This window comes from Pseudomonas sp. PDM10 (assembly GCF_014852295.1).
In the GTDB taxonomy this organism is placed as follows: domain Bacteria; phylum Pseudomonadota; class Gammaproteobacteria; order Pseudomonadales; family Pseudomonadaceae; genus Aquipseudomonas.
In genome coordinates, this window is record NZ_JACVBJ010000006.1 from 582,065 (window position 1) to 597,771 (window position 15,707).

A 15,707-nucleotide genomic window follows, 5' to 3' on the forward strand; every position below is an offset into this window, starting at 1 on the left:
GCTTGAAGATCGGCTCCCTTTCCCCCTCTCCCCCGTGGGGAGAGGGCTGGGGTGAGGGGTGGATTTTGATGTTTAGATCCTGAAACTGCCCACCAATTGTTTAAGCCGCGCCGCCTGCTGCTCAAGATCCGCACACGCCCGCAACGTCGACTGCAGGTTTTCCACCCCTTCCTGATTCAGTGTGTTGATCTCGGTAATGTCCACATTGATCGACTCCACCACGGCAGTCTGCTCTTCGGTCGCCGTGGCCACCGACTGGTTCATCCCGTCAATCTCGCCTATACGTAACGTCACGCTGTTCAACCGCTCGCCGGCCAGGTTGGCGATTTCGACGCTGTCCTGGCTGTGGCGCTGGCTGTCGCTCATGGTGCTGACGGATTCGCGGGCGCCGATTTGCAGCTCCTCGATCATGGTCTGCACCTGTTGCGCCGATTCCTGAGTGCGGTGCGCCAGGTTGCGCACCTCATCGGCCACCACGGCAAAACCACGTCCGGCTTCACCGGCGCGCGCCGCTTCGATGGCCGCGTTCAGCGCCAGCAGGTTGGTTTGTTGGGAGATGCTGGTGATCACTTCGAGAATCTGCCCGATGTTCACGGTTTTGCTGTTCAGCGATTCGATGTTGGTGCTCGAGGCGCTGAGCATGCTCGACAGCTGATTCATCGCGACAATGCTGCGATCCACCACTTGCTGGCCATCTTCGGCCAGGCTGCGGGCATCGCTGGCCTGACTCGATGCTTGTGCGGCGTTACGGGCGATTTCCTGAGCCGCGGCGCCGAGCTGGTTGATTGCCGCGGCCACGCTGCTGGTGCGCGAAGCCTGTTGGTCGGAGTTGAACATCGACGAGTTCGAGGCGGCCACTACCCGCAGCGCCACTTCGTTGACTTGCCCTGTGGCCGACGACACTTCACGAATCGAACCGTGAATGCGTTCCACGAAGCGGTTGAACGCGGTACCGAGGACACCGAATTCGTCGTTGTTCACGATGGTCAGGCGTTTGGTCAGGTCGCCTTCGCCGTCGGCGATGTCTGCCATGGCGCGGGTCATCACGTGCAGCGGCTGAATCAGAATGCGGATCAGCATGCCCAGCAGCGCGATGATGATGGCCACGGCAATCACCGTCGCAACGAGCGCCGAGGCGCGGAATTCGCTGAGCTTGGAGAAGGCTTTGTCCTTGTCCACCGACAGACCGATGTACCAGTTGACTGAGGACAGCCCTTTGATCGGGGTAAAGGTCACGATGCGAGTCTTGCCGTCGACGTCGACTTCACTGAAGTCGCTGCTGATACGCGGGGTGTTTTTCGGGTACGCCTCGCTCAGGGACTTCATCACCAGCGCTTTGTCCGGGTGGACCAGGATTTTTCCGTCGGCGCCGACCAGAAAGGCATAACCCATGCCGTCGAAGTCCAGAGCGTTGAGACTGTCGGTGATCACCTGCAAGCTCAAATCACCGCCCACCACGCCGATGTTTTGACCGTCCTTGAGTACGCTGTTAACGATGGAAATCACCAACTGGCCAGAAGCCAGGTCGATGTAGGGCTCGGTCAGGGCAGAACCGCTGGTGCTTTGCGCGCTCTTGTACCAGGGGCGGGCACGAGGGTCATAACCGTCGGGCATCTTGCTGTCCGGACGAATGATGAAGGTGCCATCTTTGTTGCCCAGGTAGGCGCCCATAAAGGTCGACGACACGGCCTTCTGTTCCAGCAGGTTGGAAACATTGGCTGTATCTGCGTTCAAGGCAACGGTTTGCGACAGGTTTTCGATCAGCAGGCTGCGACCGGCCAGCCAGGTTTGAATGTTTTTTGCAGTGACGCTGCCCATTTCCTGCAAGTAGTTGTCCAGATCGCGGCGTATCGCATTGCGCTGCAAATAGTCGTTGTACAGCGTGAACGAGGCGAAGGCGGCAATGACGATGAGGGCGGCGGCCAGCAGGATTTTATGGCTGAAGCGCAGATTTTTGTTCATGGCTCGGGGTGTCCGCTAAGGTCTTATTGTTCGGGGCGCGTTGCTGCTGATGCGCGCAAAATGAGTGCGCAATGGAGCGAGTCGGTAATTCCTGCTCTCCATAGGGGAATGTCGGACCTTGCTTTCAATTGGGTCTCTCGCTTATTTCTATCGGCCGTGAAGGATCAAAGATTAACCATGGGTGACAAAATGCCTGACTCATTACAACTCGTTATCGGTGCTGACCTCGCCGGGCAGCCGATTGCCCAGGCCATGCGTCTGGCGAACCGTCATGGTTTGATCGCGGGCGCTACCGGGACGGGCAAAACGGTCACCTTGCAACGGATGGCCGAAGCCTTCAGCGATGCCGGCGTGGCGGTGTTCGCCGCCGATATCAAGGGTGACCTGTGCGGTCTGGGCGCCGCCGGCAACCCTCAAGGCAAAATCGCCGAGCGGATCGCCGGGATGCCCTGGCTGAACCACACGCCTCAAGCGTATCCGGTGACCCTGTGGGACATTCACGGTCAGTCCGGTCATCCGTTGCGCACAACCTTGAGTGAAATGGGGCCGTTATTGATTGGCAGCCTGCTGGAGCTGACCGACAGTCAACAGTCGGCGCTGTACGCCGCGTTCAAGGTGGCGGACCGTGAAGGGCTGTTGTTGCTGGACCTCAAGGACCTGAAGGCACTGCTCAATCACCTGCGTGACAACCCCGAATTGCTGGGTGACGACGCTGCGCTGATGACCACCGGTTCCAGTCAGGCACTGTTGCGGCGTCTGGCGACCCTTGAACAGCAGGGCGCCGAAGCGCTGTTCGGTGAGCCGGCGCTGCAACTCGAAGACATTCTGCAGCCGACCGCCGAGGGGCGTGGGCGCATTCACCTGCTTGATGCCAGCCGTCTGGTGCATGAAGCGCCGAAGGTCTACGCGACGTTCCTGTTGTGGTTGCTGGCGGAACTGTTCGAGCAATTGCCGGAGCGCGGGGATTCGGACAAACCGCTGCTGGCGTTGTTTTTCGACGAAGCGCATTTATTGTTCGCCGGTACGCCAAAGGCCTTGCAGGAACGTCTTGAGCAGGTGGTGCGGCTGATACGCTCGAAAGGCGTTGGTGTGTATTTCGTCACGCAATCTCCGGGCGACTTGCCGGATGACGTGCTGGCCCAGCTCGGTCTGCGCGTTCAGCATGGCCTGCGCGCGTTCACCGCCAAGGAACAGAAATCCTTGCGAGCGGTGGCCGAAGGCTTCCGGCCGAACCCGGCGTTCGATGCCTTGGCGGTACTGACCGAGCTTGGGATCGGTGAGGCGTTGGTCGGCACGTTGCAGGACAAGGGCACGCCGGAGATGGTCCAGCGGGTGTTGGTGGCACCGCCGCAATCGCGGATCGGGCCGCTGAGCGAGACTGAACGCACGGTGCTGATCGCCGGTTCGCCGTTTAAGGGGCGGTATGACAAACCCATCGATCGTGAATCGGCTTATGAAGTGTTGATGGGGCGCAAAGGGTTGGCGCCAGAACCTGACGCTGTTCCGGGGAAACCGACAGCCGAAGAGCCAAGCTTCACCGACAAGGCCGGGGAATTCCTCGGCACCGCGGCGGGGCAGGCACTGAAATCAGCGATGCGCCAGGCGGCCAATCAATTGGGCCGACAGTTGGTACGCGGTCTGATGGGCTCGTTGCTCGGCAGCAGCAAACGCCGCTGATTCATTGATCGTTCCCACGCTCTGCGTGGGAATGCAGCCAGGGACGCTCCGCGTCCCAAAGCGTGACGCAGAGCGTCACAAGAGGCATTCCCACGCAGAGCGTGGGAACGATCGGTAAGAAGGAGTCAGGTCTTGGGTTTGGCGTGCGCCGCCAGCCGTTCCAGCGCCGCCCGAAGATTCGGATCGCTGATCCCGTCGGCCGTGGCCTGAATGGTCGCGCCTGCATCGGTCGACAAGCTGATGGTATGGCCAGCCGCCCCTTGCTGAACCGTAGGAGGCTGAACCTTGAACAGAATCCGCGTCAAACTGGCGAATTCGTCGAACATCTGTAATTGCCGTTGCAGACGCTTTTGCTGATAACGCAGGCGGGTCGCCCAATGACCGTCGGTCACTATCAGCAACAAACTGCCTTCGCGCCACGACGCCACATGGCAATGCTCGCGGGCGGCGGGTTGCAATTGGCTTTCCAGCAGACGTTGTAAATGACCCAGGCGTTGAGCGTGGCCGAAGATGGCTTTCAGCGGTTTGGCTTCGCGAAGCAGGACGGCGGGTGCTCTGGCCGTAAGAGGGCGAAATGCCATGATCAGACACCTGAAGTAACAGAGCGGCCATGGTAGCAGAAAGCACCGGATGCACCCGAGCCATTGCTTTGCGAGCGCTTTACCCATTAAATCAACAAGTAACTTCTGCCGTGAATGGCTTGAAGTTCAGCAAAAAGCCCTTATTTTAAGTGAGCCCCGTCACAGCGCTGAGCCAGCATCGTGGAATAACGCCACTTTCCTCACCACCGTTTCCGGGTAGAATGCTCGTTCGCATGCGGCCATGAGGGCTGCTCGGGCGACTCACGGGGCCGCCCTCCATCCCTTTAGTGTGGAAGATCCTGCCGATATGTTTGCGCCTTTGTTAAAGAAACTTTTTGGAAGCAAGAACGAGCGTGAAGTCAAACGCATGCTCAAGACGGTGCAACTCGTCAATGCCTTCGAAGAGCAAATGGTGGCCCTTTCGGACGATCAATTGCGTGCCAAGACAGACGAGTTCAAGGCCCGCATCGCCAAAGGGGAAACCCTCGACAAGCTGCTGCCAGAAGCCTTTGCGGTCGCCCGCGAAGCCGGTAAGCGCGTCATGGGTATGCGCCACTTCGACGTCCAGTTGATCGGCGGCATGACCTTGCATGAAGGCCAGATCGCAGAAATGCGTACCGGTGAAGGCAAGACCCTGGTGGCAACACTGGGCGTTTACCTCAACGCACTGTCCGGCAAGGGCGTGCACGTTGTGACGGTGAACGACTACCTGGCCCGTCGTGACGCCAACTGGATGCGTCCGCTCTACGAATTCCTCGGCATGACGGTCGGCGTGGTCACACCATTCCAGCCGCCGGAAGAGAAGCGCGCTGCTTACGCCGCCGACATTACCTACGGCACCAACAACGAATTCGGTTTCGACTACCTGCGCGACAACATGGCGTTCAGCATGGAAGAAAAATTCCAGCGCGAACTCAATTTTGCCGTGATCGACGAAGTCGACTCCATCCTCATCGACGAAGCCCGTACCCCGCTGATCATTTCCGGTCAGGCCGAGGACAGCTCCAAGCTGTACATCGAGATCAACAAACTGATCCCGCAGCTTGAGTTGCACATCGAAGAAGTTGAAGGCGAAGTCACCAAGGCCGGCCACTACACCGTCGACGAGAAGACCCGTCAGGTCGAGCTCAACGAAGCCGGTCACCAGTTCATCGAAGACATGCTGACCCGCGTTGGCCTGCTGGCTGAAGGCGAGAGCCTGTACTCGGCGCACAACCTCGGTCTGCTGACTCACGTTTATGCCGGTCTGCGCGCTCATAAACTGTTCAATCGCAACATCGAATACATCGTGCAGGATGGTCAGGTTGTCCTGGTCGACGAACACACCGGTCGTACCATGCCGGGTCGCCGTCTGTCCGAAGGCCTGCACCAGGCCATCGAAGCCAAGGAAGGGCTGAACATTCAGGCCGAAAGCCAGACTCTGGCCTCGACCACGTTCCAGAACTACTTCCGTCTGTACAACAAGCTGTCCGGCATGACCGGTACCGCTGACACCGAAGCGTTCGAATTCCACCAGATCTACGGTCTGTCGGTGATGGTTATCCCACCGAACAAACCGCTGGCGCGTAAAGACTACAACGACCTGGTGTTCCTGACCGCCGAAGAGAAATACGCGGCGATCATCAACGACATCAAGGAATGCATGACCCAGGGCCGTCCGGTGCTGGTGGGTACTGCAACCATTGAAACGTCGGAACACATGTCCAGCCTGCTCGTGAAAGAAGGCATCGAACACAAGGTTCTGAACGCCAAGTTCCACGAAAAAGAAGCCGAGATCATTGCCCAGGCCGGTCGCCCAGGCGCACTGACCATCGCCACCAACATGGCCGGTCGTGGTACCGACATCCTGTTGGGCGGCAACTGGGAAGTGGAAGTGGCCTCGCTGGAAGAGCCAACCCCTGAGCAAATTGCCCAGATCAAGGCCGACTGGCAGAAACGCCACCAGCAAGTGCTCGAGTCGGGCGGTTTGCAGGTGATTGCTTCCGAGCGTCACGAATCGCGCCGTATCGACAACCAGCTGCGTGGTCGTGCCGGTCGTCAGGGTGACGCCGGTTCCAGCCGTTTCTACCTGTCGCTGGAAGACAGCCTGATGCGCATCTTCGCCTCTGATCGGGTGAAGAACTTCATGAAGGCCCTGGGCATGCAGCCTGGCGAGGCGATCGAGCACCGCATGGTGACCAACGCCATCGAGAAGGCTCAGCGCAAGGTTGAAGGCCGCAACTTCGACATTCGCAAGCAACTGCTCGAGTTCGACGACGTCAACAACGAACAACGTAAAGTGATCTATCACATGCGTAACAGTTTGTTGGCCGCCGACAACATCGGTGAAACCATCGCCGACTTCCGTCAGGACGTGCTCAACGCCACCGTCAGCGCACACATTCCACCGCAATCGCTGCCTGAGCAGTGGGACGTGGCCGGTCTGGAAGCGGCGTTGCAGAGCGACTTCGGTGTGGCGCTGCCGATCCAGAAATGGCTCGACGAAGACGATCACCTGTACGAAGAAACCCTGCGCGAGAAGCTCATGACCGAGCTACTGGCCGCGTACAACGAGAAAGAAGAGCAGGCGAGCGCCGAAGCGCTGCGCAGCTTCGAGAAGCAAATCGTTCTGCGTGTGCTCGACGACCTGTGGAAAGACCACCTGTCGACCATGGATCACCTGCGTCACGGCATTCACTTGCGTGGTTATGCACAGAAGAACCCGAAGCAAGAGTACAAGCGCGAGTCCTTCACGCTGTTCTCCGAGCTGCTGGATTCGATCAAGCGCGACTCGATCCGTGTGCTGTCCCACGTTCAGGTTCGCCGCGAAGATCCGATCGAAGAAGAGCAACGCCTGCGTCAGGAAGCCGAAGCGCTGGCTGCGCGCATGCAGTTCCAGCACGACGAAGCACCGGGGCTTGAGCAACCGGAACTGCTGGGTGAAGAGGTCGATGTCGCCCTTGCCGCCGCGCCGGTACGCAATGAACAGAAGCTGGGCCGCAACGAACTTTGCTACTGCGGTTCGGGCAAGAAGTTCAAGCATTGCCACGGGCAGATCCAGTAAAACCCGTTTCATACGCTGAAATACCCGCGCCGCGACCGGCTTATGCCGTCGCGGCGTTTTGCCATTCAAACCACCGTTCTTCCTGAAAGCGGTGCTGACATCATTTATTAAGGAGCGCATTCATGGCTGTTGGTCTTGGTCCGTTGCCAACGTTGCACCCGGTTGCCGGTTTTGAACTCGGTATCGCCTCGGCTGGCATCAAGCGCCCTGGGCGCAAGGATGTTGTGGTCATGCGCTGTGCCGAAGGCTCCACGGTCGCTGGCGTGTTCACCCTGAACGCCTTTTGCGCGGCTCCCGTGATCCTGGCCAAGCAGCGTGTGCAAGGTCCGGTGCGTTACCTGTTGACCAATACTGGCAATGCCAACGCCGGCACTGGCGAACCCGGCCTTGCCGCCGCCGAGCGCACGTGCGCCAAACTGGCTGAGCTGACCGGCGTCGACGCCAGCCTGGTGCTGCCGTACTCCACTGGTGTGATCGGCGAGCCGCTGCCGGTCGAGAAAATCGAAGGGGCCCTGCAAGCCGCCCTCGACGACCTGTCGGTCAACAACTGGGAAGCTGCCGCCACCGGCATCATGACCACCGACACCCTGCCCAAAGGTGCCAGCCGCCAGTTCCAGCATGACGGCGTGACTATCACTGTCACCGGTATCAGCAAAGGCGCGGGCATGATCCGCCCGAACATGGCGACCATGCTCGGCTACATCGCCACCGACGCCAAAGTCTCCCGCGACGTGCTGCAAAACCTGCTGCTGGACGGTGCCAACAAGTCGTTCAACCGCATCACCATCGACGGCGACACGTCGACCAACGACTGCTGCATGCTGATCGCCACTGGTCAGGCAGCACTGCCGGAAATCACTGAAGCCAGCGGTGATTTGTTCGCCAAGCTGAAACAGGCGGTGTTCGAAGTGTGCATGGACGTGGCCCAGGCCATCGTTCGTGACGGCGAAGGCGCGACCAAGTTTGTGACCGTTGAAGTCAACGGTGGCGGCAATCACCAGGAATGCCTGGACGTCGGTTACACCGTGGCTCACTCGCCGCTGATCAAGACCGCACTGTTCGCCTCCGACCCGAACTGGGGCCGCATTCTGGCCGCCGTGGGCCGTGCCGGCGTACCGAATCTGGACGTGAGCAAGATCGACGTGTTCCTCGGTGAAGTGTGTATCGCCAGCCATGGCGCTCGTGCATCGACATACACCGAAGCCCAGGGCGCGGCCGTGATGCAGCAGGAAGAAATCACCATCCGTATCGAGCTGGGTCGCGGTGATTGCAGCGAAACCATCTGGACCACCGACCTGTCCCACGAATACGTGAAAATCAACGCCGAATACCGCACGTAACCAACCGTTAGACCGAGTCGCTGCATTCGCGAGCAGGCTCGCTCCCACAGGGATCTTCAGTGGACACAGGTTTTGTGTACAGCAGGATCAAATGTGGGAGCGAGCCTGCTCGCGAAGCGGTCTGTCAGTCACTGCATAGACTGGCTTGTTCCCTCCATCAAAAGGTCCCGAACATGAGCCTTCACCTGATCATCGGCGACAAACTGCATTCCTCCTGGTCCCTGCGTGCCGCTTTGGCCCTCGATCTGGCCGGCGCCCCCTACACCGAAGAACTGATCAAGCTGAACCAGCCGGATACGCGTGAGCGCCTGCTCAAGCACTCGCCGGCCGGCAAAGTCCCGTTGCTGAAAACCGAACACGGCACCATCGCCGACTCCCTGGCGATTGCCGAGTATCTGGCAGAGCAGTTCCCCGGCGCCGGCCTCTGGCCCGAAGACACCGCTGCCCGCGCGCAGGCGCGTTCGGCGTGCGCGCAGATGCACAGCGGTTTCTTCGCCATGCGCGGCAACATGCCATTCGACTTGAGTCACGACGCTGCGCTGTCGCCGACACCGGCTGACGTCCAGGCCGACATCGAGCGTATGTTGGCGTTGTGGGCCGAGTGCCGCGCCGTCGCCACCGAAACCGGTCCGTACCTGTTTGGCAGCGCGACCCTGGCGGATGCCTTCTTCGCACCGATCGCCGTGCGCCTGCGCACCTATCAGGTGAGGCTGCCCGCAGCGGACGCGGCCTACGTCGACACCCTCTATCAATGGCCGGCCTTCAAGGCTTGGCAGAAGGCGGGACTGGAGGAAGTAGAACGGTGAAACGAGTCCACGTAGCTGCCGCTGTTATCCGTGATGGCAGTGGCAAGATCCTCATTGCCCGCCGTGCCGACACCCAGCACCAGGGTGGCCTGTGGGAATTCCCTGGTGGCAAGGTCGAGGTCGACGAATCCGTCGAAACCGCCCTGGCTCGCGAGCTCCTTGAAGAGCTGGGCATCGTGGTCAACGCGGCTCGCCCGCTGATCAAGGTCCGACACGATTACCCGGACAAGCAAGTGTTGCTGGACGTTTGGGAAGTGTCGGCCTTTACCGGCGAACCGCACGGTGCCGAAGGCCAGCCGTTGGAATGGGTCGCGCCCCGGGATCTGCTGAACTACGAATTCCCGGCGGCCAATCAGCCGATTGTCGCGGCTGCACGGTTACCCGCGCAGTATTTGATTACCCCGGAAGACCTGGAAACCCCGGCCTTGCTGCGCGGTATTCAAAAAGCCATTGCCGGCGGCATCAAGCTGATCCAGTTGCGAGCACCCAACGGCTACGATCCGAAGTACCGTGACCTGGCGGTGGACGCGGCGGGGCTGTGTGCGGGCAAGGCGCAGTTGATGATCAAGGGACCGTTCGAGTGGTTGGGAGATTTCCCGTCTGCCGGTTGGCACATCACCTCCGCGCAGTTGCGCAAATACGCGGCGGCTGGCCGCCCGTTACCGGCGTCGCGCTGGCTGGCGGCGTCCTGCCATAACGCTGAAGAGCTGGCGTTGGCCGAGCAGATGGGCGTTGATTTTGTGACCTTGTCACCGGTGCAACCGACCCTGACTCATCCGGGTGCTCAGCCGCTGGGTTGGGAGCAGGCTTGCGCATTGATCGAAGGTTTCAGCAAGCCGGTGTTCTTGCTCGGCGGTGTTGGCCCGGCGGATCTTCAGAAAGCCTGGGAAGCGGGCGCACAGGGTGCGGCGGGGATCCGGGCGTTTTGGCCTGATTCTTTGGTGTAGCGGCTGGCCTCTTCGCGAGCAGGCTCGCTCCCACATTGGATCGCATTTCTTCAGGAAGAACTCGGTCAACTGTGGGAGTGAGCCTGCTCGCGATGGCGTCCTGACAGGCGCTGGTTAACCCTGAGGTTTCACCGCCGGTTGCCACAAAATCTCGGCAATCCCTTGCCGCTTGGCAATCAACCGCGCCACCACAAACAACAGGTCCGACAACCGATTGATATACGCCAACCCAACCCCGGCCAACGGTTCGACTGCATTCAAATGCTGACACCGCCGCTCGGCACTGCGCGCCAGGCATCTGCACACATGCGCCTGGGCAATCAACGCCGAGCCACCTGGCAGAATGAAATTCTCCAGCGGCCCCAGTTCTTCATTCCACACATCGATCGCGGCTTCCAGTCGTTCGACTTCTGCCGTGTTCAGTGCCTGATACACCGGCATCGCCAGCTCGCCGCCCAGATCAAACAACCGATGCTGGCAAGGCGCCAAAACCTCGATCACTTCGTTCAAGCCCGGATACTCGCCACTTTCCGTTGCCAACCCGGCCAATAGCACACCCACCTGACTGTTCAGCGTATCGATTTCGCCAATGGCTTCGATCCGCGGATGGTCCTTAGGCACGCGGCGGCCGTCGCCCAGCCCGGTTTCGCCTTTGTCGCCGGTGCGGGTGTAAATCTTCGACAAGCGAAAGCCCATGGTTACCTCGATAGCTGATTGAGTTCTTGAGAGACGAGCGGCGTGCCCGCCAAGGGCAGGCGCAAGGTGAAACACGTGCCTTGGCCCAGGGTCGATTGCACTTCCATCTGGCCCTTGTGGTTGTTGGTAATGATGAAATACGAGACCGACAGGCCAAGGCCGGTGCCCTGACCGATTTCCTTGGTGGTGAAGAACGGCTCGAAGGTGCGTTTGCGCACGTTCTCGCTCATGCCGACGCCGTTGTCCTCCACCTGGATTTCCGCCCACGGCGGGTTCAGTTTGGTACGCAGAATGATCCGTCCTGGCTCGCGGTCGTCTTCACGTTGGTGAATCGCCTGAGCGGCGTTTTTCAACAGATTGAGCAGCACTTGCTCCAGTTCGTTCGCGGTCCCGGGCACGGGGCCCAACGCTGGATCGAACTGGCGAATGATCGCCTGGCCCTTGAAGTCGAAACCGATCGCCAGGTCGAAGTCGTTGCCGGCGATTTCCACTGCCTGATCGATCAGCGCCGGCAGGTCGCAGGGGGCCATTTGCCGGGTACTGCGGCGGCTGAAGCTGAGCATGTGGGTGACGATTTTCGCTGCCCGGGCACCCGCCTGTTGAATGCCGTCGAGCAACTGCGGCACTTCGCGCGCTTGCAGGTATTTGTTGACCGTTTCCAGCGCGATCCCGATTTGCTCGGCTTGTTCGAGGTTCTTCGGCAGATCAGGCGAAAGGCGTCGGCGAATGTTTTGCACGTTGTGCAGGATCGCGCCTAACGGGTTGTTGATCTCGTGAGCCATGCCCGCGGCAAGGCCACCGACCGAGAGCATTTTTTCCGACTGCACCATCATCTCTTCCAGCGACAGGCGCTGAGTGATGTCGTCGATCCGGATCACCACACCGCGCCCGGCACCGCCCATTAGCGGGTAGAACGTCAGGGCGTAGTGCTTGGGTTCGTCGTCCTTGAGCCACGTCACCCGTTCAATCTTGGCCACTGTGTGCTGCTCGACGGTTTGCTTGAGTTGCGGCAGAAACGGCTTGAGCGGTTCGAAGGCCAGGAAGATCGGCTGGTTCAAGGCTTCGTCGAGGCGCGTGCCGGAGAGGGCGCTGGCCTCCTGATTCCACTGCGTCACATAGAGCTGTTCATCAAGGGCGATCAGCGCCGAGGGCATGGAATCGATGATGCTGTTGAGGTAGTTCTGGAAACCGGTGAGCTTCTTCTCGATCTTGCTGCGCACCTGAACTTCGAGTTCCAGTTTGCGATTGGTATGGCGGGTTTCTTCGGCCAGGCCCTGAGCCTGGTCATACGCCGCCTGGGAATCGTCCCGGGCCCGCTTGAGTTGCTGCTCCCGGGCTTCGATCCGCGAGAGCATGGTGTTGAACGCCTCGGCGAGGCTGCCGATTTCGTCATGGTTACCGCGGGAGGCGCGCAGGGCGTAGTTCTCTTCCCGGGTCACTTGCCGGGACAGCTCTTCGAGCTGATGAATTGGCCGGGTGATCAGGCGTTTGATTTGTCGGGCAATCACCAGCCACAACAGCACACTGAAGATCAGAATCCCGAGACTGGCGGTCAGGGTCCCGGTGTAGAACGCCATTGGCAGTTCGCTGCTGGCGACCAGTAACAGGTGGCCAGGTGCGGTGCCGGGGCGGGGCAGGGTGATGATTTGATTGCTGCGAAACTCGGTAACTTGCCAGGATTCAATGTGCCGGTAATGCGTTGGCAGGCTCAGATGCTCTCCATGCTGCAACTGTGCCAGACGCTCGCCCTTGCCGTCATAAAGGGCCGCCGCGCGCAGTGGTGAATAGCTGTTGAGTTCATTGAGCAGGCGTTCGGCGCTTTGCGGTGACTGCAAGGCTTCGGACACCAGGCTGGGGTTGGACACCAGGCGGCCGATGGTCTGCAAGGCCTGAGGCGCCATGCTTTCCTGGGAGATGTAGTACGCGGCGCTGATAAAGGTCAGGTTGGCGACCAGCAGGACGGTGGTCAACAGCACCAGCAGGGCGGCCAGCAATTTCTGGCCGACCGGAAGGTTTTCAAGGCGCTGGCGCAATGGCATCAGGTTCATCGCTGAAAAGGAACAAGTGGCCAGCGTAGCCGCTGCTCAGTCGCTGGGCAATCCAAGGCTGTGCAGATGGGTGATCAACCTTTGTTCAAGTTGATTGAGGTGCGGCAGGTTGAGTTGATGCCTCGCGGCGACTTTGCAGGCGTGACCCAATAGATAGCTGATTTCGGTGCGGCGCTGGTTCGCGACGTCCTGGTACATCGAAGAGTAGTTGGCGGCGGTTGCGTGAATCACCCGTTCGACTTCCTGTTGAAGGTCCTCGGCCGCTGCTGGCTGACCGCACCGCTCAAGCAACTCGGTCAATTCGCCGCAAAGGGTGGCGACTTCGCAGCGGTGTTCCTGTAAACCGCCATTGCGGCAATCATGCAGCACGGTCAGCGGATTGATCGCACAGTTGAGCGCCAGTTTTCGCCACAGCCGGGTCAGAATATCGGTGCTCCACTCGTGGGGAATACCGGCGGCGCTCACGTCATCCAGCCAGATCGGCGCCACGGGATGCCCGGCATCCCCCAGCCAGGTGTAACCGTGGCCGGCGAATACCACGCGCCAGTCGCCATCGCGAAAGGCACCTTCGGTGCTCGACGCACAAATGCAGCGCGCCTGCGGCACCTGTGTGGCGACAGCGTCCTGGCTGCCAAGGCCGTTCTGCAACAGGATCAGCTCGGCGTCGGGGGCCAGGCGCGGTGCCAGTTGGGCCACGGCTTTCTCGGCATCGTAGGCTTTACAGGCCACCAGCAGGCGGTTGATCGGTTCATTGTTGTCGGGTGTCTCGGCGGGCACCGGGTAGCACTTCGCTTCACCGTGTTCGACCAGCGTCAACCCACCCGCCGCCTCATACGCCGCTAAGCGTGCAGCGTCCCGCACGATCAGCTTGACCGGCACACCGGCTCGCGCCAGCCGAGTGGCCCATAAGGTGCCAAGGCTACCGGCGCCCAGAACATGCCAGGTGGTGGACATCAGCTTTTTGCTCTGTTTATCGCGCGCATGGGAGGCTCGCAGTGAATGATGGGAAAGACCCGTTATAATCAGCGCGGATTTTAACCGCAAGCCAGGCGTGCTCCATCGTGATCGAGCATGCCCTTTTATTGGAGAGATTACATGCCGTCGTTCGACGTGGTATCCGAACTGGACAAACACGAAGTCACCAACGCGGTCGAGAACGCCGTCAAGGAACTCGATCGTCGTTATGACCTGAAAGGCAAAGGCACCTTCGAGTTCAAGGAAAAGGACCTGACCGTCAACCTGACCGCTGAAGCCGATTTCCAGCTCGAAGCGATGATTGAGATCCTCAAGCTGGCCCTGGTCAAGCGCAAAATCGACGTGCAGTGCCTTGAAGTCAAGGATGCGTATGCGTCGGGCAAGCTGATGAAGCAGGAAGCGGTCCTCAAGGAAGGCATCGACAAAGAGCTGGCGAAGAAAATCGTCGCTCATGTCAAAGACGCCAAGCTCAAGGTTCAGGCTGCCATTCAGGGTGAGCAAGTGCGCATTACCGGCAAGAAACGTGATGACTTGCAGGAAGCCATCGCGGCCCTGCGCGCCAAGACGTTCGACATGCCGCTGCAGTTCAACAACTTCCGCGACTGACTTTCAAGCGGGAACCCTGTGGGAGCGGGCTTGCTCGCGAAAGCGGTGTGTCATTCAACAGTAATGTCGACTGATACGCCCTCTTCGCGAGCAAGCCCGCTCCCACCCGGATTGTGCTTAACCCAGGAGAATGTAGATGGATTTGAATGCTGAAGTGGACAACCTGGTCAAGGCATCCCAAGCCTGGATTCCGATGATCATGGAATACGGCAGCCGTGTGCTGTTGGCGGTGATTACCCTGGCCGTCGGCTGGTGGCTGATCAACAAGGTCACGCAAAAGCTTGGCGGCCTGCTGGCGTTGCGTAACGCCGACCTGGCGCTGCAGGGTTTCATCAGCAGCCTGGCGAACATTATTCTCAAGGTTCTGCTGATCGTCAGCGTCGCCTCGATGATCGGCGTGGAAACCACATCCTTCGTCGCAGCCATCGGTGCCGCCGGCCTGGCGATCGGTCTGGCCTTGCAGGGCAGCCTGGCGAACTTCGCCGGTGGTGTGCTGATTCTGTTGTTCCGCCCGTTCCGCATTGGTGACTGGATCGAAGCCCAAGGTGTTGCCGGCACTGTCGACAGCATTCAGATCTTCCACACCGTGCTGCGCACCGGCGATAACAAAACCATCATCGTGCCTAACGGTAATCTGTCGAACGGCATCATCACCAACACTAACCGTCAACCGACGCGCAAAGTTGTGTTTGATGTGGGCGTTGATTACGAAGCGGACCTGCAGAAGGCTCGTCAAGTCTTGCTGGACCTGGCCAAAGACGAGCGTGTTTTGGCTGATCCGGCACCTCAGGCGGTGATTTCTACCTTGGGCGACAGTTCGATTACTGTTTCCCTGCGAGTGTGGGTGAAGACGGCGGATTACTGGGACGTGATGTTTATGTTCAACGAACAGTCCCGTGATCGTTTGAAAACGGCCGGTATCGATATTCCGTTTCCGCAGCGGGTGATTCGAGTGGTTCAGGAATCTGCGGTGCAGTAAGCAACAAAAAAGGCCCATCCGAAGATGGGCCTTTTTTTATTACCGCG

12 protein-coding genes are annotated in these 15,707 nt (G+C 59.7%); 7 read left to right on the forward strand and 5 right to left on the reverse strand.

Translation table 11 applies throughout. From position 1 onward, the window contains the following. Nucleotides 1-72 precede the first annotated feature (72 nt). The gene (locus IB252_RS22950; RefSeq protein ID WP_111451432.1) at nt 73-1,962 is read right to left on the reverse strand and encodes a methyl-accepting chemotaxis protein; all 1,890 of its coding nucleotides are present in this window, start codon (nt 1,960-1,962) and stop codon (nt 73-75) included. 189 nt (nt 1,963-2,151) lie between these two features. Here IB252_RS22950 and IB252_RS22955 point away from each other — a divergent pair, with 189 nt between their 5' ends. Then, nucleotides 2,152-3,639: a helicase HerA-like domain-containing protein gene (locus IB252_RS22955; RefSeq protein WP_192410351.1), complete on the forward strand. Its 1,488-nt coding sequence runs from the start codon at nt 2,152-2,154 to the stop codon at nt 3,637-3,639. Between the two features lie 125 nt (nt 3,640-3,764). Here IB252_RS22955 and IB252_RS22960 read toward each other — a convergent pair whose 3' ends face one another. Next, the gene (locus IB252_RS22960; RefSeq protein WP_008147416.1) at nt 3,765-4,220 is read right to left on the reverse strand and encodes a DUF721 domain-containing protein; all 456 of its coding nucleotides are present in this window, start codon (nt 4,218-4,220) and stop codon (nt 3,765-3,767) included. Between the two features lie 307 nt (nt 4,221-4,527). On the opposite strand from IB252_RS22960, the gene secA reads away from it, so the two are divergent. The 4 genes from secA to IB252_RS22980 all read left to right on the forward strand — a co-directional run bounded on the left by secA (nt 4,528) and on the right by IB252_RS22980 (nt 10,356). Continuing rightward, entirely contained in the window at nt 4,528-7,263 is a 2,736-nt protein-coding gene (gene secA, locus IB252_RS22965) for a preprotein translocase subunit SecA (RefSeq protein ID WP_192410352.1), read from the forward strand. A gap of 122 nt (nt 7,264-7,385) precedes the next feature. Next, nucleotides 7,386-8,603, forward strand: coding sequence for a bifunctional glutamate N-acetyltransferase/amino-acid acetyltransferase ArgJ (gene argJ, locus IB252_RS22970; RefSeq protein WP_192410353.1), 1,218 nt, complete (start codon nt 7,386-7,388; stop codon nt 8,601-8,603). A 173-nt stretch (nt 8,604-8,776) separates the two neighbouring features. Then, the gene (locus IB252_RS22975; RefSeq protein WP_192410354.1) at nt 8,777-9,409 is read left to right on the forward strand and encodes a glutathione S-transferase; all 633 of its coding nucleotides are present in this window, start codon (nt 8,777-8,779) and stop codon (nt 9,407-9,409) included. Continuing rightward, nucleotides 9,406-10,356, forward strand: a complete 951-nt coding sequence (locus IB252_RS22980; RefSeq protein WP_192410355.1) for a Nudix family hydrolase — start codon at nt 9,406-9,408, stop codon at nt 10,354-10,356. The genes IB252_RS22975 and IB252_RS22980 overlap by 4 nt, the downstream gene beginning before the upstream one ends. Nucleotides 10,357-10,470: 114 nt before the next feature. On the opposite strand, the gene IB252_RS22985 is transcribed toward IB252_RS22980, so the two are convergent. Genes IB252_RS22985 through IB252_RS22995 form a run of 3 tightly spaced genes read right to left on the reverse strand, consistent with a single transcriptional unit; the run spans nt 10,471 to nt 14,054 of the window. Then, nucleotides 10,471-11,052 carry a cob(I)yrinic acid a,c-diamide adenosyltransferase gene (locus IB252_RS22985; protein WP_192410356.1) on the reverse strand — a complete coding sequence of 194 codons (582 nt, stop codon included), beginning with the start codon at nt 11,050-11,052 and terminating at the stop codon, nt 10,471-10,473. A 2-nt stretch (nt 11,053-11,054) separates the two neighbouring features. Continuing rightward, nucleotides 11,055-13,091 carry a HAMP domain-containing sensor histidine kinase gene (locus IB252_RS22990; RefSeq protein WP_192410357.1) on the reverse strand — a complete coding sequence of 679 codons (2,037 nt, stop codon included), beginning with the start codon at nt 13,089-13,091 and terminating at the stop codon, nt 11,055-11,057. Nucleotides 13,092-13,136: 45 nt separating this feature from the next. Then, nucleotides 13,137-14,054 carry a putative 2-dehydropantoate 2-reductase gene (locus tag IB252_RS22995; RefSeq protein WP_192410358.1) on the reverse strand — a complete coding sequence of 306 codons (918 nt, stop codon included), beginning with the start codon at nt 14,052-14,054 and terminating at the stop codon, nt 13,137-13,139. Nucleotides 14,055-14,195: 141 nt separating this feature from the next. Here IB252_RS22995 and IB252_RS23000 point away from each other — a divergent pair, with 141 nt between their 5' ends. Both IB252_RS23000 and IB252_RS23005 read left to right on the forward strand, forming a co-directional pair. Then, nucleotides 14,196-14,681, forward strand: a complete 486-nt coding sequence (locus tag IB252_RS23000; protein WP_007906601.1) for a YajQ family cyclic di-GMP-binding protein — start codon at nt 14,196-14,198, stop codon at nt 14,679-14,681. Between the two features lie 136 nt (nt 14,682-14,817). Further along, a complete protein-coding gene (locus IB252_RS23005) occupies nt 14,818-15,660 on the forward strand; it encodes a mechanosensitive ion channel family protein (protein ID WP_192410359.1) in 843 nt (280 codons plus the stop codon). Nucleotides 15,661-15,707: the final 47 nt, after the last annotated feature.

Bases quoted from the DNA above. Each gene is read 5' to 3' on its own strand.
- IB252_RS22950 (WP_111451432.1), bottom strand. From the start codon at position 1,962: ATGAACAAAAATCTGCGCTTCAGCCATAAAATCCTGCTGGCCGCCGCC.
- IB252_RS22955 (WP_192410351.1), top strand. From the start codon at position 2,152: ATGCCTGACTCATTACAACTCGTTATCGGTGCTGACCTCGCCGGGCAG.
- IB252_RS22960 (WP_008147416.1), bottom strand. From the start codon at position 4,220: ATGGCATTTCGCCCTCTTACGGCCAGAGCACCCGCCGTCCTGCTTCGC.
- secA (WP_192410352.1), top strand. From the start codon at position 4,528: ATGTTTGCGCCTTTGTTAAAGAAACTTTTTGGAAGCAAGAACGAGCGT.
- argJ (WP_192410353.1), top strand. From the start codon at position 7,386: ATGGCTGTTGGTCTTGGTCCGTTGCCAACGTTGCACCCGGTTGCCGGT.
- IB252_RS22975 (WP_192410354.1), top strand. From the start codon at position 8,777: ATGAGCCTTCACCTGATCATCGGCGACAAACTGCATTCCTCCTGGTCC.
- IB252_RS22985 (WP_192410356.1), bottom strand. From the start codon at position 11,052: ATGGGCTTTCGCTTGTCGAAGATTTACACCCGCACCGGCGACAAAGGC.
- IB252_RS22990 (WP_192410357.1), bottom strand. From the start codon at position 13,091: ATGCCATTGCGCCAGCGCCTTGAAAACCTTCCGGTCGGCCAGAAATTG.
- IB252_RS22995 (WP_192410358.1), bottom strand. From the start codon at position 14,054: ATGTCCACCACCTGGCATGTTCTGGGCGCCGGTAGCCTTGGCACCTTA.
- IB252_RS23000 (WP_007906601.1), top strand. From the start codon at position 14,196: ATGCCGTCGTTCGACGTGGTATCCGAACTGGACAAACACGAAGTCACC.
- IB252_RS23005 (WP_192410359.1), top strand. From the start codon at position 14,818: ATGGATTTGAATGCTGAAGTGGACAACCTGGTCAAGGCATCCCAAGCC.